The sequence below is a fragment of the Amycolatopsis stemonae genome (assembly GCF_054781455.1).
The window spans coordinates 622,877-646,052 of the sequence record NZ_BAAGUJ010000005.1 but is presented as its reverse complement, the minus strand read 5'-3'; the positions used below and the strand labels follow the sequence as shown (position 1 = coordinate 646,052).

Genomic DNA, 23,176 nt, shown 5'->3' with positions numbered 1-23,176 from the left:
CAACCTACTGGACGGCCCAGAGCCCGCCCAGCCCGGCCACGTCCACGACCGTGGCGGTGCGGGGGAACAGCGTGCCGGTCAGGAAGTCGTGCGTCTCCTGCTCGCGGTCGCCGCAGCCGTCGCGCAGGACGACGATCCGGTAGTCGCGGTCCATCGCCTCGCGGACGGTGCTCAGCACGACGCCGCTGGTGCTCAGCCCGGCCAGGACGAGCGTCGTGACCCCGCGCTTTTCCAGCTGCTGTTCGAGGTCGGTGGTGGAGAACGCGCCGACGCGGATCTTGCGCACCGAGACGTCCTCGGGCCGCGGCGAGAACCGGGCGTGGATCTGCGTGCCCGGGGCGTCGGCGCGCATCGCGTCCCGCATCTCGGCGGCCGCGGTGAACCGGGCGAACATGCTGGTCCCGGGGATCGCGTCGAACTCGGCGTCTTCGAACGCGACGCGCACCCAGCCGACGTGCCCGCCGCGCGCGCGGACGTCCTCGACCACGCCGGCGACGCGGTCGAGCAGCGGGCCGGTGTCGGGCAGCTGCCCGACGATCCCCTCCTGGTAGTCCATCACGAGCAGGGCCGTGCGGTTCGGGTCGAGCGCGGTGTCAGTCATCGGTCTCTTTCTCGGTTCGGGTGGTGCGTCGGGACAGGGAACGGTCGAACACGGTGACGAGCAGGAAGACCACGCCGATGCCGACGAGCAGCAGCGCCAGGTCGTGCAGCCCGCGGGTGTCGGCGGCGGCGCCGTAGAAAGCGCCCTGCAGCGCGGAAGAGACGATCGCGCCGAGGTAGCCGAAGGTGCGCAGCAGGCCGGCGGACGCGCCGATGTCGTCGGGGTTCGCCTGGCGGTAGACGGAGTTCTGCAGCGCGAGGCTGTTCAGCCCCTGCGGCACCCCGGCCACGAGCGCGACGACCACGAGCAGCCAGACCGGCGCCGCCCCGTCCAGGGTCAGCAGCAGCGCGCAGCCGGCGAGCTGCCCGAGCGCGGCGACGGCGAGCTTGCCGCGCACCGCCTCGCGGCGCCCGGTCAACAGCGACACGGCGATCCCGGTCGCGAACAGCGGCAGCGTGGCCAGCCCGGCTTCCGCCGCGGACAGGCCGCGGCCGTGCTCGAGCCATTGCGTGTAGCCGTAGAGGAAGCTGTACGCCACGACGTACGCCAGCAGCGCGCGGCCGTAGGTGCGCAGCAGCGGGCCGTTGCGCCCGAGCAGCCGCAGGTTGATGAACGGGTGGGCGTGCTTCAGTTCGCGCACGGTGAAGCCGGCGGCCCCCACGACGGTGATCGCGAGCAGGTACCAGTCCCCCGCGCCCGGGTGCATCAGGAACAGCAGGAGCGCGACGAGCGTGCCGGCGAACAACGCCATGCCGGGGAAGTCGAGGTCGAACGAGCCCGTCTTCGCGGGCTTCGCGACCTTCGGGAACCGGCGGGCGCCGAGGACGAAGGCGACCAGGGCGATGGGGATGTTGATCGCGAAGGTGGCCCGCCAGCCGCCGACGCCGATGAGCAGGCCGCCCAGCGCCGGGCCGATCACCGAGATCGTCTGGGTGGAGGTCGCCAGCACGGTGAGCACGGACGCCGGGCTGTCGCGCCCGGTCCGGTCGCTCTCGTCGCGGATGAGCCGCATCGCCGCCGGGTAGCCGGCGCACGTGCCGAAGCCGAGGACGACCCGCGCGACGATCAGCACGGCGAGGTTCGGTGCCAGGGCGCCGATCACGCCCGCCAGCCCGACCAGGGCCGTCGCGGGGAGGAAGAGGCGGCGCGGGCCGTACCGGTCGATCAGCCGCCCGGTCACCGGCTGCCCGATGGCGGTCGCCAGGTACAGCGCGGAGATCAGCCACGCGGTCGCCGACGCCGGCTGCCCGAACGCGACGCCGATCGGCACCAGCGCGACCGCGATGATCGTCGAGTTGACCGGGTTGAGCACGGCGCCCGAGACGAGCGGGGCCAGCAGCTTCCGGTCGAAGCCGTCGCGGACCCGGTCCCGCGTCGTCATGGTTCGACGACGCGGGCGAGCAGCGCCAGCGCCTCGTTGACCACGGCCAGTTCGTCCTCGGTGAGCCGCTGCGCGAGGGTGCGGGAGAGCCACTCCTCCCGCGACGCGCGGGCGCCCTGGCCGTACGCGCGCCCTTCGGGCGTGAAGTGGATCAGCTGGCGGCGGCCGTCCGCCGGGTCGTCCTCGCGGCGGACCAGGCCGAGCTTCTCCAGTGCGGCCACCGTCGCCGCCATCGACTGCGGCCGCACGCGCTCGGCGCCGGCCAGCACGCTCGCCGTCGTCGGCTCCAGCTTCGCGAGCCGGGCCAGCGCCGAGGCCTGCGCGGAGGTCAGGTCGCCGACCTGCGTCGCGTCCATCATCTTCCGCCGCAGCCTGCCGACGAGCACGCGCAGCGTCTGCGCGGCCGCGACCGCCGATGCGGGAACCGTCTTCGAAGCCATATCGACAGGCTAGGCTTATCAGTTATGACTGTCAAATTTTCGGGACGAGCACGCCGGCTCCGGCCGCGCCGCCGGTGTCCACAGTGGAAAGCCCGTGCACCGGCGGCACGGGTCCGGGTACCGTCCGCACCATGCCCGTACCTTCCGCACTGGTCGCCGCGCTGGCCGACCCCGGACGCCTCGAGCTCTTCGCCCGCATCTGCACGGCGCCCGGCGGGCTGGCGGCCGGCGAGGTCCCGGCCAAGCTCGCGAAGCGGCTGCTCGAAGCCGGGCTCGTCACCACGGCCGGCGACCGCTACCACGCCGTGCCCGAGGTCTTCCGCGACGCGCTCGCGAAGGCCCCCGCCGACCCGCTGGAAGCCCTGTTCAGCCACGGCCGCCTGGTCGGCATCCCCCGCGCGCCCCAGCGGCGGAGGGCCCTGCTCGAGCACCTCGCCGAGCGGTTCGAACCGGGCCGGCTCTACACGGAGCGGGACGTCCGCGAGAAGCTGACGATGGTGCACGACGACCACGCGACGCTGCGCCGCTACCTCGTCGACGAAGGCCTGCTGCAGCGCAGCAACGACGGCCGCACCTACGGCCGTCCCGCCGAAACCCGCGCGGCCGGCTAGACGACGGCCGGCAGGTCGAACAACGCCAGCACCGCGGGATCGGCGAACACCACGTTGTGCGCCACGCCCGCCCCGGTCACCGTGAACACCTGCACGGTGTGCAGCCGGTACTGCCCCGTTTCGTCGCGGCAGTACGCCACCAGCGCGGGCTGGCCGTTCGCCGCCGCGCGGGTCATGCGCCAGTCCGGGCCGCGCATCGCGAACAGGCGGTCCAGGAACCGGCCGTAGTTCTCGCGGCCGCGGAACCACAGCGGCACCGGCGGCATCTCCATCACGACGTCGCCGGTCAGCAGCTCGACCAGGCCCGCGACGTCGGCGCGCTCGAACGCCCGCACGTAGCGGTCCAGGACCGCCTCGACCGCGCTGTCGGCCGGCTCGGGGACCTCGTCCGCCGACAGGTCGCCGAGGCTCGCGCGGGCGCGCTGCAGTGCGCTGTTGACCGCCGCGGGCGTCGTGTCGAGGAAGCCGGCGACCTCCGCCGCGCTGAACTCCAGGATGTCGCGCAGGCTCAGCACCGCGCGCTGCTTCGGCGGCAACGTCTGCATCGCCGCGAGCAGCGCCAGGCGCAGCGTGCCGCGGCGGGCCAGGCGCAGGCCGGGGTCGTCGAGGCGCGCGTCCGGGAACGGCTGCAGCCAGGGGATCTCGAACGACGGCGTCAGCGGCGCGCCCGGGTCCTCGCTCGCCTGGCCGAGCCCGGAGGGCAGCGGCCGCCGCGCGCGGCCTTCCAGCGCGGTCAGGCAGACGTTGGTGGCGATCCGGTGGAGCCAGGTGCGCACCGACGCGCGGGCGGAGTCGTAGCTCTCCCACGCCTTCCACGCGCGGACCAGGGTGTCCTGCACCAGGTCTTCGGCCTCGTGCACCGAGCCCAGCATCCGGTAGCAGTGCACCAGGAGCTCACGCCGGTGCGGCTCGGTGCGGGTCACGAAATCCTGCCTCATCGTCCCTCCCGCCGGAGAATGTACCGGCGGACGGGCCGGTGCTACAGGTCGTCGAAGTCCTCGGGGCGCAGGCCGTCGAGCTCGGCGCGGAACCGGGCGACCTCGGCCTCGGTGTCGAGCAGGTCGGAGGCCGGTCCTTCGGTCTCGTGCTCGACCTCGAGCTGCACGGACGCGACGTCGAGGACCTCTTCGGCGACGCTGATCGGCGCCCCCTGGCGCAGGCCGAGCGCGACGGCGTCGCTGGGGCGGGCCGACACGCGCGTACCGGACGCGAGGACGAGGTCGGCGTAGAAGATCCCGTCCCGCACCTCGGTCAGCTCGACCGCGGCGACGCCCTGGCCGAACGCCGCGAGCACGTCGCCGAGGAGCTCGATCGTGCCCGGGCGGGGTTGTGCGACCTGCTCCCGCGCGCGCACGAGCGCTTCGGCCTCGCCGTACCCGATCATGATCGCCAGCCAGCGACGGGCCCCCTCCGGCTCGCGGAGGAGCATCAGGGGCGCCTCCCCCGGCACCGGAACGGCCATCCCGACGACTTCGATCGGGATCATGCTGACCACCCCACCCTCCGTCCAACGGAATCCTCGCGCGCGGGGTACCCAGTTCGCACGCGCGGCAACCCGTTTCCGGCTGCGGAATTTTCACCGTCCGCTCTCCTCCGCTGCGGACTTCGCCGTGACGCCTTGCCGGGCGTGTCCGGGCGCTGTCACCGTCGAGGGCGTGGAGCCGACGATTTCGCGCAGCATCGACGTTCCGGTCGCCGCGGAAACGGTGTGGTCGTGGGTCACCGACCTGCCGCGGATGGGCGAGCTGAGCCCGGAGAACGTCGGCGGCCGCTGGCTGGACGAGCCGGGCCCGGGCGCGCGCTTCCGCGGCCGCAACCGCAACGGCGACCTGCAGTGGTGGACCCGGGTTCGCGTCGTGGCGTTCCAGGAGAGCCGCCGCTTCGCCTTCGACGTGCGGACGCCGATCGGGTCGCGGGTGTCGCGGTGGGAGTACGTGCTGACCCCGACGGCGCAGGGGTGCCGGGTGACCGAGAACTGGTACCGGATCGGCAGCTGGGTCGTGCGGAAGTTCATGGGCCCGCGCGTCACCGGCCGCGCCGACCGGCCCGGGTACAACGTCCGGTCGATCGAGCACACCCTCGCGGCGCTCAAGGCCCGGGCCGAAGACCACGCGGCGGCGGCGTGACGTAGGTCGCGCCGAACTGGTCAGTCTCTTGTTGAGACCCACCCTCTCGGGCTAGGTTGAGTTTTCCAACCTAGGAGGGTCATGCCCGACACCGCGCCGAAGCCCGGGCTCGTGCTGCTGGTCGTCTCGACGGCGGCGTTCCTCGCGAGCCTCGACACGTTCATCGTCACCATCGCGTTCCCCGGGATCCGGGCCGCCTTCCCCGGCGACGACCTCGCCACGCTCTCGTGGGTGCTCAACGGGTACACGGTGTTGTTCGCCGCCTGCCTCGCCCCGGCCGGGCGGCTGGCCGACCGGTACGGCCGCAAGCGCCTGTTCCTCCTCGGCGTCGCCGTGTTCACCCTCGCCTCGGCCGCCTGCGCGGTGGCGCCCTCGATCCCCGTGCTGATCGCTTTCCGCGCGGTGCAGGCGATCGGGGCCGCGCTCGTCATGCCGACGTCGCTCGCGTTGCTGCTGACGGCGTTCCCGGCCCACCGGCGGCCGATGGCGGTCGGCGTCTGGGCGTCGGTCGGCGCGGCGGCCGCGGCCCTCGGCCCGCCCGTCGGCGGCCTGCTCGTCGAGGCGTCCTGGCGCTGGGTGTTCCTGGTGAACCTGCCGATCTGCGCGCTGACGCTGCTGGCCGGGCCGCGGGTGCTTCGCGAGTCGCGGGACACCTCGAGCGGCGTCCCCGACCTGCTCGGCGCGGCGGGTCTCCTGGCCGGGGTGGGCGCGCTGGCCTACGCGCTGGTCGAGGCGTCCGACCACGGCTGGGGCGCGAGGCCGGTGCTGCTGGCGTTCGCGGTCGCCGTGGTCGCGCTGGCGTGGGTTCCGCTGCGCTCGGCGCGCCACGCGGTGCCCGTGCTGGACCTGCCGGCCCTGCGCGTCCCGACGCTCTGGCTGGCGTGCGTGACGACGGGCGTCTTCGCGGCCGGGTTCGCCGCGATGCTGTTCGGCAACGTGCTCTTCCTGACGTCGGTCTGGCACGACTCGATGCTGGTGGCCGGGCTGTCGCTGGCGCCGGGCCCGGCGATGGTGGTCCCGGTCTCGATCCTGGGCGGCCGGTTCGTGCACCGCTTCGGCCCGGGCCCGGTGGTCGCCCTCGGCGGCGTCTCGTTCGGCGCCGGCGTGCTGATCTGGTTGCTGCGCATGGGTTCCGTGCGCGACTACGCCGGGGCGATGCTGCCGGGACAGCTGCTGACGGGCATCGGCGTCGGGCTGATCCTGCCGAGCCTGTCCGGGGTGGTGGGCACGGTCCTGCCGCCGGCCCGCTGGGGCGCGGGTTCGTCGATGGTCAACACGACACGGCAGATCGGGACGGTGCTGGGCACGGCCGTGCTGGTGGCCGTCTTCGCCGGGACGCCGGACCTGACCGGCTTCCGGCACGGCTGGCTGCTCGTCCTGGCGACCGCGGTGGCGACGTCGGCGGGCGGGCTGCTGATCGCGGCCCGGCGCCGCACGGATCACTTCGTGGAGCCCCAGGCCCTGTCGAGTGCCGCGAGCCCCGCGTCGATGCGGTCCGCCGGGATCGAGCCGTAGCCGAGTACCAGCCCCGGCGCCGGGTAGCCGCCGCACAGGTCGGAAAGCGTCTGGACCGCCACCCCCGCGGCCGACGCCCGGGCGGCGACCGGCTCCAGGTCGACGTCGGCGCGGGCGCACAGGTGCAGGCCCGCCGCCGACGGGACCACCGCCAGCCGGCCCGCGAAGGCACCGTCCAAACCGGACACCAGACGCTCGTGCCGTTCGGCGTACACCTTCGTCGCGCGGCGGATGTGGCGGGCGAACAGCCCTTCGTCGATGAACTGCGCCAGCGCTCCCTGCGCCGGGACGTCGCCGTGCCAGTCCGTGAGCCGGCGGGCGTGGTGCAGCGCGTCGCGGAGTGACGCGGGTGCGACCAGGAAACCCAGGCGCAGCATGGGAAGGAGCGTCTTCGAGAACGACCCCACGTACGCGACGCGCCCCGCGCGGTCCAGGCTCTGCAACGGTTCCAGGGGCCGGTCCGAGAAGCGGAACTCGCTGTCGTAGTCGTCCTCGACGACGACCGCGTCCGCTCGCTCGGCCCACGCCAGCAACGCCGTGCGGCGAGCCAGGGACATCGGCGTGCCGAGCGGGAACTGGTGCGAAGGCGTGACGTACACCAGCTTCGTCTTCGGCGGCAGCGCTTCGACGTCGAGGCCTTCGCCGTCGACCGGCACGCCCGTGACTTCGGCGCCGTGGGACGCGAAGAGCAGTTTCGCCTGCCGGTAGCCGGGTTCCTCGACGGCCACCCGGTCGCCCGGCGAGAGCAGCACCCGGCACAGCAGGTCGAGGGCCTGCTGCGCGCCCTGCGTGACGAGCACGTCGTCGGCGTCGGCCCGCACCGAGCGCGAAACGCCCGCGTGCCGGGCGATCGCCGCGCGCAGGCCGGGGTGACCGCCGGGGTCGGCGTAGTGCGCGAACCCGGCCGCGGCCCTCAGTTCGCGCGCGACCAGCCGCCGCCAGGTTTCGAGGGGGAACAGCGCGGCGTCGGGGATGCCGACCCGGAAGTCGTACTCCGGCGCCGCCGCCGGGACGACCGGCGAGGGCAGCGACCGCCAGATCGCCTTCGGCCGCGGCCCGGGTGCCGACGGCGCCGTGCGGGACCGGACGCGCGCGGGCAGCGAGCCGCTGACGTACGTCCCGGCGCCGACGCGGCCGGTGAGGAACCCGTCGGCGGTGAGCCGGTCGTAGGCGACCGCCACGGTGTTGCGGGAGACGGCGAGCCGCCGCGCCAGCTCCCGTGTCGGGGGCAGCCGCTCCCCCGCCCGCAGCCGGCCGTCCAGCACCGCGTCGCGCAGCTGGCGGTAGATCCGGACGGACAGGTCGCCGCGCCCGGCCAGGCTGACGTGGAAGTCCATCCGGCGAGCCTACATTGGCCCAATCCGATTCGACGGAATTGGATCTGGGATCGGGCCAAGTGGGGCTCTAACGTTGCTCGCATGACGTTGATCCAGGACCGCACCAGCCGCTTCCTCGCCGCCGCCCAGCTGGCCGGCTCGCTCGGCGACGGTGCCTTCCTGACCTGCTCGGTGCTGTTCTTCACGCGGATCGTCGGCCTGACCCCGGCGCAGGTCGGGCTCGGCCTCACGCTCGGCTGGACCGTCGGCACGCTCGCCGGGGTGCCGATCGGCCACCTCGCCGACCGCCACGGCGCGCGCGGTTCGGCGGTCCTGCTGGCCTTGGCGACGAGTGTGGCGATCCTGACGTTCCTCTTCGTCCGCACGCCGCTGCCGTACGTCCTCGCCGCCTGCCTCTACTGCACCTGCCAGACCGGGCAGGCCGCCGTCCGCCAGGCACTGCTGGCCACGCTCGCCGACCCGGAGCGGCGGACGCGCGTGCGGGCCCAGCTGCAGTCGGCGGGCAACGCCGGGCTCGCGGTCGGTGCCGGGCTGGGCGGGCTCGCGCTCTCGGCCGACACCGCCCCGGCGTACCTGACGGTCTTCGTGCTCGACGCCGCCGCGTTCGTCGCGACGGCCCTGCTGCTGCACCGGCTCCCGGCCGTCCCGCGGCTGTCGGATCCACGCACCGGCGAGCCGAAGCTGGCCGTGCTGCGCGACCGGCCGTACGCCCTGGTGACGCTGCTCAACGCGCTCCTGTTGCTGCGCATGCCGTTGCTGAGCGTCGCGATCCCGCTGTGGATCGTCGAACGGACCGCCGCGCCGGGCTGGGCGGTGTCCGCGCTGTTCGTGCTCAACACGGTCGTCGTGGTGCTGCTCCAGGTCCGCGTCGCCGGACGGCTGGCGAGCCTCGGCGCGGCGGCGCGGATGGTCCGCCGCTCCGGTGTCCTGCTGCTCGCCTCCTGCGTGGCGTTCGCGCTGTCGGCGGCCGGGACTTCGCCGTGGGTCGCCTTCGGGGTGCTGGTGGTGGGCGCGCTGATCCAGGTGTTCGGCGAGATGCTGCAGTCGGCGGGCACCTGGGAGATCGGCTTCGGCCTCGCACCGGCCGACCGGCAGGGCCAGTACCAGGGGTTCTTCGGGACCGGGGTGTCGGTGGCCCGCGCGCTCGGGCCGGTGCTGCTGACCACGGTCGTGGTCGGCTGGGGCCTGGCCGGCTGGCTGCTGCTGGGCGCGGTCTTCCTGGCCGCGGGCTGGGCGATGGGCCCGGCGGTCAGCTGGGCGCAGGCCTCGCGGGTCACGACTTCAGCTGCCGCGCGTTGAGGCCGTACTGCGCCATCTTCCGGTAGAGCGTCGCCCGGCCCATGCCGAGCTTCCCCGCCGCCTGCACCACGGTCGCGCCCGGCTCCGAGAGGCAGCGGACGATCTCGTCCCGCTCCAGCGCCTGCAACCGGCTCAGCCGGTGCCCGACGCCGGTGAAGATCTCGGCCGCCAGGTGCGCGGTGTCGATCACGTCCGACCGCGACGCCGCTTCGCGCACCACACGGCGAAGCTGCTTCGCGTTCTCCGGCCACTCGTACGCCGTCAGCGCGCGGGACGCCGCCGACGTGAACGTGACGTCCCGGCCCCGGTCGCGCCGGGCGAAGTGGTGGGCCAGCGGGAGGACGTCGTCCGGCCGGAACCGCAGCGCCGGGACCTCGACCACCCGGTCGACCAGCGGCCGCAGCGCCGGCGGCACCGACCCGGCGTCCTCCGCGGTGAGCACGAACGGCGGCGGCCCGTCGGCACCGGCCTCGGCGAACCGCCGGGCCAGCTCCTCCGCCGCCCACGCGGGCAGGCCCTCCACCCCCGACACGATCACGCACGTGCCGTCCTTGGCCAGCTCGGGCGTCCACAGCGTGAGCCACGTGTCGACGTCGTCGGGCGCCGGCGGGCGCGCGTTGAGGACGCGCTCGCGGGGCCGCAGCTCCCGCCGCGCCAGCGACGCCAGCGCCGTCTTGCCCACGCCGGGCTCGCCGACGACCGCGACCACGCGCCCGGCCCGGAACGCCGCCTTCGCTTCCCCGACGGCGGTCGTCCAGGCGGGCGACAGCCGCGGCAGCGTGCCCGGGTCGACGCGGTCGGCGTAGACCCGGAACACCTCGCCGCGCGGGGTCGGCCGGGCGGTGCGCCCGGACGCGCGGGCCAGCATCAGCGCCGCCGTGTTCCCGGCCGCGGCCTGCGCGAGCGCCAGCAGCAGCTCCGAGGACTGCTCGGACCAGGTCGTCAGGTTGACGCTGCCCGCGAGCGCGCCGGTGAGCGGGTCCAGCACCGGCACCGCCGCGCACGTGTACCCGCGCAGGTCGGTGCAGTAGTGCTCACCCGCCCGGACCAGCGACGGCGCCCGGTCGGCGAGGGCGAGCCCGAGCCCGTTCGTGCCCGCGTTGCTCTCCGCGAAGTAGAACCCGGGCGCCAGGTGCACCCGGTCGAGCGAGCGGTTGATCGACGCGTCGGTGCACAGCCGGCTCAGCACCAGGCCTTCGCTGTCGGTGATCATCAGGCTGATCGGCTCGTTGGCCAGCGTCGCCTGCAGCCCGCGCAGCACCTCGCTGCCGCATTCGTAGAGCAGGGAGCCGGTGTCGACCGCGCCGGAGAACACCGGCAGGACCTCGTCCTCGGGCACGCCGTAGCGTTCGCTGCGCTGCCACGACGCCCGCAGCCGGGGCGCGATCGCGGCGGCTCCCGCGCGCGCGTCGAACGACCGCGTGACGTGCACCTGCGGGTTCTCCACCTGGACCTCCCGGGACGCGGCTCTGCGCCGGACTCCTCCACCGTACGTCGTCCGGCCCGGCGACGACGACGCCCGCTGTCTCAAACTGAGACACGCGAAGGGTCCCTGACCAGCGCCGACGTCCCTACCGTCCCAGCCACACACGAAGACGTGGAGGGATCCGGATGTACAGCAAGGACGGCGAGAACTACTTCATCGTGGACGCCCACGTGGCCCTCTGGGACGCCCGCCCGGAGAACCAGCGCACCATCCACGGCAAGCAGTTCATCGACTGCTTCTACGACTACCACCGCAACCTCAGCCCGGAGTCCGAGGTGTGGCCCTACGAGGACTACCTCTACCAGGGCGGCGAGCGGCTGATGCGCGACCTGTTCGAGAACGGCTACGTCGACCACGCGATCTTCCAGCCCGCCCACCTCGGCGCGTTCTACAACACCGGCTTCGGGCAGACCGAAGAAGCCTTCGCGCTCCAGCAGAAGCACCCGGACAAGCTGACCTACAACCACAACTTCGACCCGCGGTTCGAGCAGGCCGGCATCGACCGGCTGCGGCGCGACGCCGAGCGGTTCGGCCTCAAGGGCGTCAAGCTCTACACGGCCGAGTGGCAGGGCGACTCGCGCGGCTACAAGCTCGACGACAAGTGGACGTACAAGTACTTCGAGGCCTGCCAGGAGCTGGGCATCAAGAACATCCACGTCCACAAGGGACCGACGATCCGGCCGCTGGACCGCGACGCCTTCGACGTCGCCGACGTCGACCACGTGGCCACCGACTTCACCGACCTCACCTTCGTCGTCGAGCACTGCGGCCTGCCGCGGCTGGAGGACTTCTGCTGGATCGCGACGCAGGAGCCGAACGTCCACGCGGGCCTCGCGGTGGCGATGCCGTTCATCCACACCCGGCCGAAGTACTTCGCGCAGATCATCGGCGAGCTGCTGTACTGGCTCGACGAGGACCGCATCCAGTTCTCCAGCGACTACGCGATCTGGACGCCGAAGTGGCTGGTCGAGCGGTTCGTCGACTTCCAGATCCCGGAGGACCTGCCCGAGTACGCGCCGCTGACCGTCGACCAGAAGAAGAAGATCCTCGGCCTCAACGCGGCGGCGCTGTACGACATCCCGGTGCCCGAGGAGCTGCGGCTCGCGCCGGTCGAGACCCAGGCCGTATCGGTGGCCTGAGATGGACGCCTACACCGCGCTGGACGCGGTCCTCGACCCCGAGCTCGATGAGCCCATCACCGACCTCGGCTTCGTCAAGTCGCTCGACGTCGACGGCGGGCGGGTGACCGTCCACTTGCGACTGCCGACGTCGTTCTGCGCGCCGAATTTCGCCTACCTGATGGCGTCGGACGCCAAGGACGCGCTGACCGCGCTGCCGTGGACCACCGAAGTGGTGGTCGAACTCGACGACCACCACGACTCGGACCTGATCAACGCCGGGCTGGCCGCGGACGCGGGCTACCGCGGCACGTTCGGCCACGAGGCCGACCAGGACCTCGAAGAGCTGCGGGAGATCTTCCGCCGCAAGGCCCACCAGGCGGCGATGGAACGCGCCCTGACCGTGTTGCTGCGCGCGGACGAGGACGTCGACCTGCACGGCGTCACCCTCGCGGACCTGCCCGAGGTGCCCGCGTCCGCGGCCCTGCTGCGGCGGCGAGCGGCGCTCGGGCTGCCCGGCGAGCCGTCGTCGCCGGTCCTGGTCGACCACGACGGCACCCCGTTCCCCCGCGAAGAAATCCCGCTGCGGCTGCGGTTCGCCCGGTCGGTCCGCATTTCGATCGAAGGCAACTCCCACTTCTGCCGCGGGCTGCTCCGCACCCGCTACCCCGAAACCCCCATGGAGGCAACAGCATGAAAGCGGTCCAGGTCGTCGGGTACGACGCGCCTCTGCGGATGACCGACGTTCCCGAGCCGGAAGTCACCGGGCCGTACGACGTGGTCGTCCGGATCGGCGGCGCCGGGGTCTGCCGCACCGACCTCCACATCCTGGAAGGCCAGTGGCAGGAGAAGTCGGGCGTCACCCTGCCCTACACGATCGGGCACGAGAACGCGGGCTGGGTGCACGCGGTCGGCAGCGCGGTCACGAACGTCGCCGAGGGCGACAAGGTGATCGTGCACCCGCTGATCACGTGCGGGCTGTGCCGGGCGTGCCGCTTCGGCGACGACGTCCACTGCGAGCAGTCGCAGTTCCCGGGCATCGACACCGCGGGCGGCTACGCGGAGTACCTCAAGACGTCGGCGCGCAGCGTCGTGAAGATCGACGACGCCCTCGAACCGGCCGACGTCGCGGCGCTGGCCGACGCCGGCCTGACGGCGTACCACGCGGCGGCGAAGGCGGCGCGGCGCCTGCGTCCGGGCGACAAGTGCGTCGTGATCGGCGCGGGCGGGCTCGGGCACATCGGCATCCAGGTGCTCAAGGCGATCTCGGCGGCCGAGCTGATCGTCGTGGACCGCAACCCGGACGCGGTGAAGCTGGCGCTGTCGATCGGCGCCGACCACGGCGTGACCGGCTCGCCGGTTTCCCAGGTCCTCGACCTCACCGACGGCCACGGCGCGGAGGCGGTGATCGACTTCGTCGGCGAAGGCGGCGCGACCCGTGACGGCATCGCGATGCTGCGCCGCGCGGGCGACTACCACGTCGTCGGCTACGGCGAGAACATCGACGTCCCGACGATCGACATCATCTCGACGGAGATCAACCTGATCGGCAACCTGGTCGGCTCGTACAACGACCTGTGCGAGCTGATGGTGCTGGCCGCGCAGGGCCGCGTCAAACTGCACACGGCCCAGTACGCCCTGGACGACTTCCAGGCCGCGCTGGACGACCTCGACAACGGCCGCATCCGCGGCCGAGCCATCCTCGTGCCCTGACGACCCGTGCGCGAAGAGGCATCACGCGTGATCCAGCAGGCATCACGCGTGATCGGACGGGCATCACCGCGATGCCCCGCCAATCACGCGTGATGCCCCTCCAGACACGCGTGATGCCTCTCTGATCACGCGTGAGGCCCGTCGGGTCACTGGCTTTGCCGGGCCGCCGGGGCTTGGTGCAGTGAGAGGTCCGGGCCGGCGGCGGAATCCTGGGCCCAGGCTCCGGACTCCGCCGTCCAGTTCTGGCCGGCGAAGCTCACCCTGTCGACGCCCAGCGCCTCCGCCCGGGCGACCAGCCAGGTCGCGTACGTCCAGCCCTGGGCCGCCGGGTGGGCGCCGCTCAGCTTGGCCGTGCCCAGCTCCGCCGTGGCCGCGGCGGCGATGTCCGCCGGGGCCGCCAGGGTCAGGTTGCGGCAGGTCAGCGCGGCCGGGAACTGGCCGTTGAACGCCGCGGCCAGCGCGCGGGACTGCGGCTCCCACTGGGCGTACGCGTCCGGGACGCCGGAACGCTGGATCTCCTGGGCCGCTTCCGTGATCGGCAGCGTCTCCCAGCCCGGCAGCTTCTCCAGCTTCTGGTAGAACGCCGTCGACGCGTAGACCGGGTCGCGCAGCTGCGCGACCGTGCCCCAGCCCTGGCTCGGCCGCTGCTGGAACAGCCCGACCGAGTCGCGGTCACCGCTTTCCAGGTTGCGCAGCTTCGACTCCTGCAGAGCCGTGGCCAGCGCGACCGTCGCCGCGTGCGGCGGCAGCCCCAGCTTGGTCCCGACGGCCGAGATCGTCGCGGCGTTGCCGGTCTGCTCGGGCGTGAACGTGTACGCGGTCTGCCCGGGCAGCGCCACCGTGCAGCCCGGCGTGCGGACCGGGCTGCGCGACAGCACCACGACCACGACGATCCCCGCGGTCAGCACGACGACCGCCCCCAGGAAGATGGCCACCTTCAGGCCACAACCACGCACCCTGCCTCGCCTTCACCCGTTCGCCCCAGTCTGCCAAAAGCAGGACGCGGGACGACGGGCGGAGGTTCAGTGGCCGACGCCGAGGAAGATCGGGTTCGACATCGCCACCATGGCGTTCGGCTGGCTCGTGTTCGGGCCGCCGGACGGGCGGCGGACCTCGACGCGCACCCAGCGCGAGTACCGCGGGTAGGTGGTCCACGTCACGGTCGCCGCGCCCGAGTCGCCGACCGTCTCCGTGTGCTCCGGGCCCAGCTGGTCCAGGAACGTCACCGTCGTCCCCGGGACGCCGCCCACCACCGCGCGCACCGTCACCGGGGTCCCGATCCCCACCGGCAGGCGCTCGCCGATGCCCGCCGTGCGGCCGCTGCCGGACGCCGTGAAGTCCAGGTTCACCGCCGACGACTCCGCCAGCCACGACCGGCCGGCCTTCAGCCCGGCCAGCAGCTCCTGGCGGCGCAGCCGGTCGGCGTACACGACGGTGTGCGGCAGCGCGACGCGCTGGTCCGGGTTGTGCGCGTCGGAGTCGCCGATCGCCGGGATGAACCGGCCGCCGCGCAGAAGGCCGTCCCAGTGGATGACGCTCGCTTCGTCGTCCTGGGTCCACGGGCCGTTCCAGACCTCGACGAGGTCGGCGATCTCGTACGCGAACTCGTAGGTGCAGCCGAAGCAGTTGGCGAACGGGTGCGCCGCGGTGACCAGGCCGCCCGCGCGGTGCACCTGGTCGGTGAACCGGCGGAAGTCCTGCGGGTCGGCCGCCCGGTAGCGCCAGTCGATCCAGGTCCCGGCGGGCAGCCCGATCGCGGGCCAGTGCCCCGACCGCGTCGTGACTTCTTCGCCGTTGAGGATCAGCAGGTCGTCGGTCGCGTAGTCGCCCCAGACGAGCTGGGAGCTGGACGTGTTGTGGTCGGTGGAGATCATGAAGTCCAGGCCGGCGGCGCGCGCGTCGGCGACCAGCTGGTCCGGCGTGCGGCGGCCGTCGGAGTGGACGGTGTGCAGGTGGCCGTCGCCGCGGTACCAGGCGCGGCCCCGCTCCCGGGCCGGCGCGGACTCCGGCGCCGGGTTCGGCTTGAACGGCGCGGCGTCCGGGCCGAAGGTGAGCGTGATGTCGACCCGGTAGTTCAGGCCCTGCGGCGCGACGGTGTACGGGCCGAGGACGACGTGCCAGCGGCCCGGATTCACCGGGCCGGCGAGGTAACCGGGCGTCGCCTCGCCGGCGTTGATCGAGAACCGGTCGCGGAAGCCGCCGGACCAGCCGCGGAAGCCGCGGGCGTTGCCCAGTTCGTGGCCTTCCGGGCCGAACATCCCGATGTCGCAGGCGTTACCGCGGGTACCGGCGGGCACCGCCGGCCGGTCGTAGGAGTAGACGACGTCGATCTGCTTGACCCCGCGCGGCACGTCGACGGGCAGGTAGTACCAGTCCGGGATGTCCGGCTTGAAGGTGCCGGTGACGGTCCTGGTCTGCGTGCCGGTGCCGCCCGGCTGGTCGGCGAACGCGACGCCGGGCAGCATCCCCATCGCCGCCCCGGCCGCGGCCACGCCGCTCGCGCGCAGCAGGGTGCGCCGGCTGAAGTCCCCAGAACTCATGCGTACCTCCGCATCGAAAGACGCCCCGACGCTAGGCGGCGAACGCGAACGCCGACAAGGAACCGGCGGTGAACTTTCGGCGTGCGGCGGCCCCTGCCGGTCAGGACCCGGCGCGCCGGGCGAGGATCTTGGCGAGCGCGACGACGGTGACGGCGGCGGCGATCCCCAGCCGCGTCACGTCGACGGCGGGCACCCAGGTCACGGTCCCGCCCCGCACGACGAACGCCCCGGCGGGCCGGGCGAACACCCCGAACCCGGCGCCCTCCCGCACCGGCATTGCGCCGTTGTCGTCCGCGCCGCCGCCTCCCCCGCCGAAGACCGCGGCGGCCGGGATCACGATGGTGCCTTCACGGTCCACCGGTTCGCCGTAGACGAGCTTCGCGGTGAAGAGGTCGCGCGCGGTCGTCGCCAGGTGCCCGAGTTTCATCCCGCCATCATGGCGCGAACCGGGGTGCCGCGGCGGGGAACGTCCGCGAGCGTGCGCCGTTCCGGATCGTTGCCCGCCGCCGGGATGTCCACTGTGGCCGGTTCCGGCTGACGACCGGCCGTGACCGGGAACGGGCCACGGAATCGGTGCAGCCCTGAAAAAATTCGGCTGAAGGTGTGGGACCGCAACGCATCCGGCGATTTTCGGCGGATGCGCTTGTAGCGTCACAGCGCGTGCCCGCCGAGAGGGACGGCGGTGCACCGGGGCGGACGGGCCGGCACCGCGTCGGGGGGTGCCGGCCCGTTCTCGTGCCGACCACCGGGGCCGCGGGTCAAGCAGGGGTTGACGGCGATCCGCCCAGTTCACCGTCGTGACCGGCGGAAACCGGCCGGACGCTGCGAAATTCGTGACGAACCCGGCCGGTCCTCGCTGACTTTTCACCCGCAGGGGGTGTGAACTACGTGTATCCGGGGCATTAACCGGTGACACCTGTGCTTCAAGGGGAGTGCCCGGACCGAGGGGAGACCGCGATGACCTTCGACTTCGTCAGCCGCTGGCTGGGCAGGTATCGCGAACGGCCCGGGGTCACGGTGGACCTCTCGTGCGGCGGCCGGGTGACCCTGCGCGAGATCGACGGGCGCCCGGTGCTGGCCATCACGACGGCCCCGGGCCCGGACGGCCGCTGCAGCGTCGCCGCCGTGCCGCTTTCGGAGGCCGAGCGCCACGAGCTGGGCCACGTGCTGGAGTCGGACGTCCTCCTGGCGTCCTGAGCCCGACAGACCCGGGAACAAGGGTCCCGTACCGGCGCTTCACCGGGGGTTTCCCTACCGGTTTCCGTCGTAGGCTACGCACCGTGCTTTGTGGCAGTCCTCGCGAGAATCACGGCCCCCGCAGTGTGGCGCGGGTCGCTTTTTGTGGGGTTCCCACAACTCAGCCGCCTCGGCATGCGCCATGGCGGACAGTGGTCTACCCGGTGGTAATCCAGCAGGGTGTAGACAGGTGCAGGCGACGCTCCAGGACAGGTGCGTCGCCTTCTGTGCGTGGGTACTTGGGAGGCTCAGCCGGTGTTCAGTCGTGTCGCCATCGTCAACCGCGGAGAGGCCGCGATGCGGCTCATCCACGCCGTCCGGGATCTGTCGGCGGAAACCGGGACGCGGATCGAGACGGTCGCCCTCTACACCGACGCCGATCGCACCGCCACGTTCGTCCGTGAGGCCGACGTGGCCTACGACCTGGGTCCGGCCGCGGCGCGTCCGTACCTCGACCTGGCCAAGCTCGAGCGGGCCCTGGTCGAGACGAAGGCCGACGCCGCGTGGGTCGGCTGGGGCTTCGTCGCCGAGGACCCGGCGTTCGCGGAACTGTGCGAAAAGGTCGGCGTCACCTTCGTCGGGCCGAGCGCCGACGCGATGCGCAAGCTCGGCGACAAGATCGGCGCCAAGCTGATCGCCGAAGAGGTCGGCGTGCCGGTCGCGCCCTGGAGCCGCGGCGAGGTCGCGACGCTCGAAGACGCCCTGAAGGCCGGCGACCGGATCGGCTATCCGCTGATGCTCAAGGCGACCGCCGGCGGTGGCGGGCGCGGCATCCGCAAGGTGGCCTCGGCCGACGAGCTGGCCGACGCCTACGAGCGCACCAGCCAGGAAGCCCTGCGCGCGTTCGGCTCCGGCGTCGTGTTCCTGGAGCGCCTGGTCACCGGCGCCCGGCACGTCGAGGTCCAGGTCATCTCCGACGGCGCGACGGCGTGGGCGCTCGGCGTCCGCGACTGCTCGGTGCAGCGGCGCAACCAGAAGATCATCGAAGAGTCCGCCTCGCCGGTCCTCGCGCCGGAGCAGACCGCCGAGCTGAAGGCGTCGGCCGAGCGGCTCGCCGTGGCCGTCGGCTACCGCGGCGCGTGCACCGTCGAGTTCCTCTACCACCCGGGCGACAGGCTGTTCGCCTTCCTCGAGGTCAACACCCGCCTGCAGGTCGAGCACCCGATCACCGAGATCACCACCGGCACCGACCTGGTCCGGCTGCAGCTGCACGTCGCGAACGGCGGCAAGCTCGAAGGCGACCAGCCGGCCGAGAGCGGCCACGCCGTCGAGGCGCGCCTGAACGCCGAAGACCCCGACCGCGACTTCGCGCCCTCCCCCGGCCGCATCTCGCGGCTCGCCCTGCCGGCCGGGCCCGGCATCCGCGTCGACACCGGCGTCAGCGAGGGCGACAGCATCCCCGCCGACTTCGACTCGATGATCGCCAAGATCATCGCCTACGGCCGCGACCGCGACGAGGCGCTGGGCCGCCTGCGCCGCGCGATGGGCGAGACCACCGTCATCATCGACGGCGGCGCGACCAACAAGAGCTTCGTGCTCGACCTGCTCGACCAGCCCGAGGTGATCGACGCCAGCGCCGACACCGGCTGGATCGACCGCGTCCGCGCCGAAGGCCGCCTGGTCACCCACCGCCACTCCGCCGTCGCGCTCGCCGCGGCCGCCATCGAGGCCTACCAGGACGAGGAAGAAGCCTCCGTCCAGCGGCTGCTGTCCACCGCGCACGGCGGCCGCCCGCAGGTCCAGCACGAGAGCGGCCGCCCGCTCGACCTCAAGCTCCGCGGCGTCGGCTACCGCGTCAGCGTCGCCCGCGTCGGCGAAAAGCGGTTCCGGGTCGGTGTTTCGGCCGGGGCCGACGTCCACCACGCCGACGTCGAGATCAACCGCTTCGACGCCCACACGGGCCAGATCCTGGTCAACGGCGAGCGTTTCCGCCTCGTCTCGGCCACGCACGGCCCGATCCACCTCGTCGAGGTCGACGGCGTCACCCACCGCGTCAGCCGCGACGAAGGCGGCGTCGTCCGCTCCCCCGCGCCCGCGCTGGTCGTCGCCACGCCGCTGGCCGTCGGCGACGAGGTCGAGGCGAACGCGCCGATCCTCGTGCTGGAGAGCATGAAGATGGAGACGGTGCTGCGCGCGCCGTTCCGCGCCCGCGTCCGCGAGTGCCCGGTGTCGGTCGGCAGCCAGGTCGAGACGGGCGCGCCGCTGATGCGCCTGGAGCCGCTGCAGGACGACACCGAGGACGAAGCGGCCACCGAGACCGAGACCGTCGAGATCGAGCTGCCCGCCGAGCCCGCGGGGGTCTCCGCCGAAGCCCGCGTCGAGCGCGGTCTCCAGGACCTGCGCAGCCTGCTGCTCGGCTTCGACGTCGACCCGGCCGAGCGCAAGCGCGTCCTGGCGGCCTACACCGCCGCCCGCGCCGAGCTCGGCGGCCGTCCGGTCGAAGGCGAGCTGGAGCTGCTGACCGTCTTCGCCGACCTGTCCGAGCTGACCCGCAACACCCCGGGCGGCGAGGCCGACGCCGAGTCCGACGGCCCGGTGCACAGCCCCCGCGAGTACTTCCACAGCTACCTGCAGAGCCTCGACGTCGAGCGCGCGGGCGTCACCGAGGGCTTCCAGGCGAAGCTGTCGAAGGTGCTGGCCCACTACGGCGTCACCGACCTGGAGCGCACCCCGGAGCTGGAGTCCGCGGTGTTCCGGATCTTCCTGGCGCAGCAACGGACTTCGGCCGACGTCGCGGTCGTCTCCGAGCTGCTGCGGCTGTGGCTCGCCGGAGCGGCGCCGGTGGAGGCGCTGCGCGAACGCGCCGGGCTCACCCTGGAGCACCTCATCGAAGCCACGCAGGTGCGCTTCCCCGCCGTCTCCGACCTCGCCCGCGGCGTCGTCTTCCGCTGGTTCGCCCAGCCGCTGCTGCGCCGCCACCGCGCCGAGGTCTACGCGGCCGTCCGCACCGAGCTGCACTACCTCGACCAGCACCCGGACGCGCCGGACCGCGCCGAGCGGATCCAGGCGATGATCACCGGCTCGCAGCCGCTCGTCCGGCTGCTCGGGCAGCGCATCGGCCGCCCGGGCCGCGACCACGCGCCGCTGCTGGAAGTGCTGACCCGCCGTTACTACGGCAACCGCCGGCTGTCCGGCGTCGCCGTGCGCGACGCCGCCGGCTGCCGGTGGCTGACCGCGTCCCTGGACACCCCGGACGGCGCGCTGCCGCTGGTCACCACCGCCGTCGACTTCGCCGCCCTGCCCGACGCCCTGCGCGCGCTGGGCGAGGTGGCCACCGAAGGCGTGGTCGCCGACCTGTACGTGCGCTGGGAAGACCAGCCGGAGGTCGACGCGACCGCCGAGCGGCTCGGCGCCCTGCTGGCCGAGCACGTGGTCCCGGAGAGCGTCCGCCGGATCGTCATCACCGTGGCCGGCACCGGCGGCGCGGTGATGCACCACCACTTCACGTTCCGGCGCGACGACGCGGGCTTCGCGGAGGACCGGCTGATCCGCGGCCTGCACCCGCAGATCGCGCAGCGCCTGCAGCTGCAGCGGCTGGCCGAGTTCGACCTCACCCGGCTGCCGTCGGCGGACGAAGAGATCTACCTCTTCAAGGCCGTCGCCAAGACGAACCCGGCCGACGAGCGGCTGATCGCGATGGGCCAGGTCCGCGACCTGACGCCGCTGCGCGAGGCCGACGGCCGCCTGGTCGCCCTGCCCGCGCTCGAGGACGCCGTCACCGCGTGTCTCGCCGCGATCCGGAACATCCAGGCGCAGCGGCCGCAGAACAAGCGGTTCGACACCAACCGGATCATGATGTACGTCTGGCCGCCGACCGACCTGACGACCGAGGAGCTGAACACGCTCGTCCAGCGCATCCTGCCGACGTCGGTGGGCGCCGGGCTGGAGGAGGTCCAGTTCCTGGCCCGACGCCGCACCGAGGCCGGGAAGCTGACCGAGCTCGCCGTCCGCGTCGCGTTCGACCCCGGGCACGGCGCGAAGCTGCACCTCGAGACGCCGTCGACCGAGCCGGTGAAGCCGCTGGACGCCTACCGCCTCAAGGTGCTGGGCGCGGCCCGCCGCGGCACGGTCTACCCCTATGAGCTGACCGACCTGCTCGCCGGCCCCGGAGGCACCTTCGTCGAGCACGACTTCGACGAGGCCGGTGCCTTGGTGCCGGTCGACCGGCCGAAGGGGCAGAACACGGCGGCGATCGTCGCCGGTGTCGTGACGACGCCGACCGAGCGGCACCCCGGCGGCGTCACGCGCGTCGTGCTGCTCGGCGACCCGACGAAGGCGCTCGGTGCGCTGTCGGAGCCGGAGTGCTCGCGGGTCATCGCGGCCCTCGACCTGGCCGAGCGGATGCGCGTCCCGCTGGAGTGGTTCGCCGTGTCCGCGGGCGCGCGGATCTCGATGTCCTCGGGCACCGAGAACATGGACTGGGTCGCCGCGGCGCTCAAGCGGATCGTCACCTTCACCCAGGACGGCGGCGAAATCAACATCGTCGTCGGCGGCATCAACGTCGGCGCCCAGCCGTACTGGAACGCCGAAGCCACGATGCTCATGCACACCAAGGGCATCCTGGTGATGACGCCGGACTCGGCGATGGTGCTCACCGGCAAGCAGGCGCTGGACTTCTCCGGCGGCGTCTCGGCCGAGGACAACTTCGGCATCGGCGGCTACGACCGCGTGATGGGCCCGAACGGCCAGGCGCAGTACTGGGCGCCGAACCTGCCGGCCGCGCGCGAAGTGCTGATGGCGCACTACGAACACACCTACGTCGCGCCGGGCGAAACCGGGCCACGGCAGGTCGCGACGACCGACCCGGTCGACCGCGACGTCTCACCGTTCCCGCACGCGGTCGTGGGCAGCGACTTCACGAACGTGGGCCAGATCTTCTCGGCCGAGCACAACCCGGACCGCAAGAAGCCGTTCGACATCCGCACGGTGATGCGTGCGCTGTCCGACCAGGACCACCCGGTGCTGGAGCGCTGGGCGGGCATGGCGGACGCGGAGACCTCCGCGGTGCAGGACGTGCACATCGGCGGCCGCCCGGTCTGCCTGATCGGCATCGAGTCGCGCTCGGTGCCCCGCCGCGGCTTCCCGCCCACCGACGGCCCGGACGCGTTCACCGCGGGCACGCTCTTCCCGCGGTCGTCGAAGAAGACGGCGCGCGCGATCAACGCGGCGTCGGGCAACCGGCCGCTCGTGGTGCTGGCGAACCTCTCCGGGTTCGACGGCTCCCCGGAGTCGCTGCGCAAGCTGCAGCTGGAGTACGGCGCGGAGATCGGCCGGGCGATCGTCAACTTCGAGGGCCCGATCGTGTTCACCGTGATCTCCCGCTACCACGGCGGCGCGTTCGTGGTGTTCTCCAAGGCGCTCAACCCGAACATGACGGTGCTGGCGCTGGAGGGCTCGTTCGCCTCGGTGCTGGGCGGCGCCCCGGCGGCCGCGGTGGTGTTCGCGGGCGAGGTCAACAAGCGCACGGCGAACGACCCGCGCGTGACGGACCTGCAGGCCCAGGTCTCGGCGGCCGGCGCGGCCGAGCGGGCCGCGTTGAACGCGAAGCTGGCCGAGGTCCAGTCGTCGGTCCGCGCGGAGAAGGTCAGCGAAGTGGCGGCGGAGTTCGACCGCGTGCACAGCGTTCAGCGCGCGGTGGAGGTCGGCTCGGTGGACGCGATCATCAGCGCGGCCGAGCTGCGCCCGCGGATCATCGAGGCCATCGAACACGGCCTGAAGAAGTAGCGCTGTCGTGAGTGTTCAGGGCGGTTGGCGCCGCCCTGAACACTCACGA

Annotated in this window: 19 protein-coding genes; 9 read left to right on the top strand and 10 right to left on the bottom strand. The window is 72.9% G+C overall.

The features are described from left to right. Window positions 1-4: 4 nt before the first annotated feature. The 3 genes from ACYVLJ_RS22455 to ACYVLJ_RS22445 are packed head-to-tail and all read right to left on the bottom strand — an operon-like array spanning window position 5 to window position 2,422. Window positions 5-601: a cysteine hydrolase family protein gene (locus ACYVLJ_RS22455; protein ID WP_451986110.1), complete on the bottom strand. Its 597-nt coding sequence runs from the start codon at window positions 599-601 to the stop codon at window positions 5-7. Further along, window positions 594-1,982: an MFS transporter gene (locus ACYVLJ_RS22450; RefSeq protein ID WP_460440160.1), complete on the bottom strand. Its 1,389-nt coding sequence runs from the start codon at window positions 1,980-1,982 to the stop codon at window positions 594-596. The genes ACYVLJ_RS22455 and ACYVLJ_RS22450 overlap by 8 nt, the downstream gene beginning before the upstream one ends. Beyond that, window positions 1,979-2,422, bottom strand: coding sequence for a MarR family winged helix-turn-helix transcriptional regulator (locus ACYVLJ_RS22445; RefSeq protein WP_460440159.1), 444 nt, complete (start codon window positions 2,420-2,422; stop codon window positions 1,979-1,981). Before ACYVLJ_RS22445 ends, ACYVLJ_RS22450 begins: the two co-directional genes overlap by 4 nt. 131 nt (window positions 2,423-2,553) lie before the next feature. Here ACYVLJ_RS22445 and ACYVLJ_RS22440 point away from each other — a divergent pair, with 131 nt between their 5' ends. Continuing rightward, window positions 2,554-3,033: a DUF2087 domain-containing protein gene (locus ACYVLJ_RS22440; RefSeq protein ID WP_460440158.1), complete on the top strand. Its 480-nt coding sequence runs from the start codon at window positions 2,554-2,556 to the stop codon at window positions 3,031-3,033. Here ACYVLJ_RS22440 and ACYVLJ_RS22435 read toward each other — a convergent pair. Together ACYVLJ_RS22435 and ACYVLJ_RS22430 are read right to left on the bottom strand one after the other, a co-directional pair. Then, window positions 3,030-3,971: a sigma-70 family RNA polymerase sigma factor gene (locus ACYVLJ_RS22435; protein WP_460440157.1), complete on the bottom strand. Its 942-nt coding sequence runs from the start codon at window positions 3,969-3,971 to the stop codon at window positions 3,030-3,032. The genes ACYVLJ_RS22440 and ACYVLJ_RS22435 overlap by 4 nt on opposite strands. A gap of 41 nt (window positions 3,972-4,012) precedes the next feature. Continuing rightward, window positions 4,013-4,528 carry a bifunctional nuclease family protein gene (locus tag ACYVLJ_RS22430; RefSeq protein WP_460440156.1) on the bottom strand — a complete coding sequence of 172 codons (516 nt, stop codon included), beginning with the start codon at window positions 4,526-4,528 and terminating at the stop codon, window positions 4,013-4,015. Window positions 4,529-4,688: 160 nt separating this feature from the next. Here ACYVLJ_RS22430 and ACYVLJ_RS22425 point away from each other — a divergent pair, with 160 nt between their 5' ends. Next, window positions 4,689-5,159, top strand: coding sequence for an SRPBCC family protein (locus tag ACYVLJ_RS22425; RefSeq protein ID WP_451986122.1), 471 nt, complete (start codon window positions 4,689-4,691; stop codon window positions 5,157-5,159). 81 nt (window positions 5,160-5,240) lie between these two features. Next, window positions 5,241-6,674 (top strand): MFS transporter, encoded by a 1,434-nt coding sequence (locus tag ACYVLJ_RS22420; protein WP_460440155.1) that lies wholly within the window; start codon window positions 5,241-5,243, stop codon window positions 6,672-6,674. On the opposite strand, the gene pdxR is transcribed toward ACYVLJ_RS22420, so the two are convergent. Then, on the bottom strand, window positions 6,599-8,011 hold the full coding sequence (gene pdxR / locus ACYVLJ_RS22415; protein WP_460440154.1) for an aminotransferase-like domain-containing protein: 1,413 nt from the start codon (window positions 8,009-8,011) through the stop codon (window positions 6,599-6,601). The two genes, ACYVLJ_RS22420 and pdxR, sit on opposite strands and share 76 nt — an antisense overlap. 81 nt (window positions 8,012-8,092) lie before the next feature. Between pdxR and ACYVLJ_RS22410 the strand changes: the two genes are divergently transcribed. Next, window positions 8,093-9,310, top strand: a complete 1,218-nt coding sequence (locus ACYVLJ_RS22410) for an MFS transporter (protein ID WP_460440153.1) — start codon at window positions 8,093-8,095, stop codon at window positions 9,308-9,310. Here ACYVLJ_RS22410 and ACYVLJ_RS22405 read toward each other — a convergent pair. Next, window positions 9,285-10,757 carry a sigma-54-dependent transcriptional regulator family protein gene (locus ACYVLJ_RS22405; protein WP_460440152.1) on the bottom strand — a complete coding sequence of 491 codons (1,473 nt, stop codon included), beginning with the start codon at window positions 10,755-10,757 and terminating at the stop codon, window positions 9,285-9,287. The two genes, ACYVLJ_RS22410 and ACYVLJ_RS22405, sit on opposite strands and share 26 nt — an antisense overlap. Before the next feature lie 164 nt (window positions 10,758-10,921). Here ACYVLJ_RS22405 and ACYVLJ_RS22400 point away from each other — a divergent pair, with 164 nt between their 5' ends. From ACYVLJ_RS22400 to ACYVLJ_RS22390, 3 genes are read left to right on the top strand one after another with little or no spacing between them, the layout of a single operon-like run. Then, on the top strand, window positions 10,922-11,935 hold the full coding sequence (locus tag ACYVLJ_RS22400; protein ID WP_460440151.1) for an amidohydrolase family protein: 1,014 nt from the start codon (window positions 10,922-10,924) through the stop codon (window positions 11,933-11,935). Between the two features lies 1 nt (window position 11,936). Continuing rightward, entirely contained in the window at window positions 11,937-12,611 is a 675-nt protein-coding gene (locus ACYVLJ_RS22395) for an iron-sulfur cluster assembly protein (protein ID WP_460440150.1), read from the top strand. After that, a complete protein-coding gene (locus ACYVLJ_RS22390) occupies window positions 12,608-13,627 on the top strand; it encodes an NAD(P)-dependent alcohol dehydrogenase (RefSeq protein ID WP_460440149.1) in 1,020 nt (339 codons plus the stop codon). The genes ACYVLJ_RS22395 and ACYVLJ_RS22390 overlap by 4 nt, the downstream gene beginning before the upstream one ends. Before the next feature lie 146 nt (window positions 13,628-13,773). On the opposite strand, the gene ACYVLJ_RS22385 is transcribed toward ACYVLJ_RS22390, so the two are convergent. The 3 genes from ACYVLJ_RS22385 to ACYVLJ_RS22375 all read right to left on the bottom strand — a co-directional run bounded on the left by ACYVLJ_RS22385 (window position 13,774) and on the right by ACYVLJ_RS22375 (window position 16,594). Beyond that, entirely contained in the window at window positions 13,774-14,562 is a 789-nt protein-coding gene (locus ACYVLJ_RS22385) for a hypothetical protein (protein WP_460440148.1), read from the bottom strand. Window positions 14,563-14,649: 87 nt separating this feature from the next. Further along, entirely contained in the window at window positions 14,650-16,167 is a 1,518-nt protein-coding gene (locus ACYVLJ_RS22380; protein ID WP_460440147.1) for a CehA/McbA family metallohydrolase domain-containing protein, read from the bottom strand. Between the two features lie 100 nt (window positions 16,168-16,267). Further along, the gene (locus ACYVLJ_RS22375) at window positions 16,268-16,594 is read right to left on the bottom strand and encodes a hypothetical protein (protein ID WP_460440146.1); all 327 of its coding nucleotides are present in this window, start codon (window positions 16,592-16,594) and stop codon (window positions 16,268-16,270) included. 530 nt (window positions 16,595-17,124) lie between these two features. On the opposite strand from ACYVLJ_RS22375, the gene ACYVLJ_RS22370 reads away from it, so the two are divergent. Next, complete coding sequence (locus tag ACYVLJ_RS22370; RefSeq protein WP_451986144.1) at window positions 17,125-17,364, top strand: hypothetical protein; 240 nt, start codon at window positions 17,125-17,127, stop codon at window positions 17,362-17,364. Between the two features lie 294 nt (window positions 17,365-17,658). Next, window positions 17,659-23,127 carry an ATP-binding protein gene (locus ACYVLJ_RS22365; RefSeq protein ID WP_460440145.1) on the top strand — a complete coding sequence of 1,823 codons (5,469 nt, stop codon included), beginning with the start codon at window positions 17,659-17,661 and terminating at the stop codon, window positions 23,125-23,127. Window positions 23,128-23,176: the final 49 nt, after the last annotated feature.

Excerpts from the sequence above, each read along its gene's own strand:
- ACYVLJ_RS22455 (WP_451986110.1), bottom strand. The coding sequence starts at position 601 with ATGACTGACACCGCGCTCGACCCGAACCGCACGGCCCTGCTCGTGATG.
- ACYVLJ_RS22450 (WP_460440160.1), bottom strand. The coding sequence starts at position 1,982 with ATGACGACGCGGGACCGGGTCCGCGACGGCTTCGACCGGAAGCTGCTG.
- ACYVLJ_RS22445 (WP_460440159.1), bottom strand. The coding sequence starts at position 2,422 with ATGGCTTCGAAGACGGTTCCCGCATCGGCGGTCGCGGCCGCGCAGACG.
- ACYVLJ_RS22440 (WP_460440158.1), top strand. The coding sequence starts at position 2,554 with ATGCCCGTACCTTCCGCACTGGTCGCCGCGCTGGCCGACCCCGGACGC.
- ACYVLJ_RS22435 (WP_460440157.1), bottom strand. The coding sequence starts at position 3,971 with ATGAGGCAGGATTTCGTGACCCGCACCGAGCCGCACCGGCGTGAGCTC.
- ACYVLJ_RS22420 (WP_460440155.1), top strand. The coding sequence starts at position 5,241 with ATGCCCGACACCGCGCCGAAGCCCGGGCTCGTGCTGCTGGTCGTCTCG.
- pdxR (WP_460440154.1), bottom strand. The coding sequence starts at position 8,011 with ATGGACTTCCACGTCAGCCTGGCCGGGCGCGGCGACCTGTCCGTCCGG.
- ACYVLJ_RS22410 (WP_460440153.1), top strand. The coding sequence starts at position 8,093 with ATGACGTTGATCCAGGACCGCACCAGCCGCTTCCTCGCCGCCGCCCAG.
- ACYVLJ_RS22400 (WP_460440151.1), top strand. The coding sequence starts at position 10,922 with ATGTACAGCAAGGACGGCGAGAACTACTTCATCGTGGACGCCCACGTG.
- ACYVLJ_RS22395 (WP_460440150.1), top strand. The coding sequence starts at position 11,937 with ATGGACGCCTACACCGCGCTGGACGCGGTCCTCGACCCCGAGCTCGAT.
- ACYVLJ_RS22390 (WP_460440149.1), top strand. The coding sequence starts at position 12,608 with ATGAAAGCGGTCCAGGTCGTCGGGTACGACGCGCCTCTGCGGATGACC.
- ACYVLJ_RS22380 (WP_460440147.1), bottom strand. The coding sequence starts at position 16,167 with ATGAGTTCTGGGGACTTCAGCCGGCGCACCCTGCTGCGCGCGAGCGGC.
- ACYVLJ_RS22375 (WP_460440146.1), bottom strand. The coding sequence starts at position 16,594 with ATGAAACTCGGGCACCTGGCGACGACCGCGCGCGACCTCTTCACCGCG.
- ACYVLJ_RS22370 (WP_451986144.1), top strand. The coding sequence starts at position 17,125 with ATGACCTTCGACTTCGTCAGCCGCTGGCTGGGCAGGTATCGCGAACGG.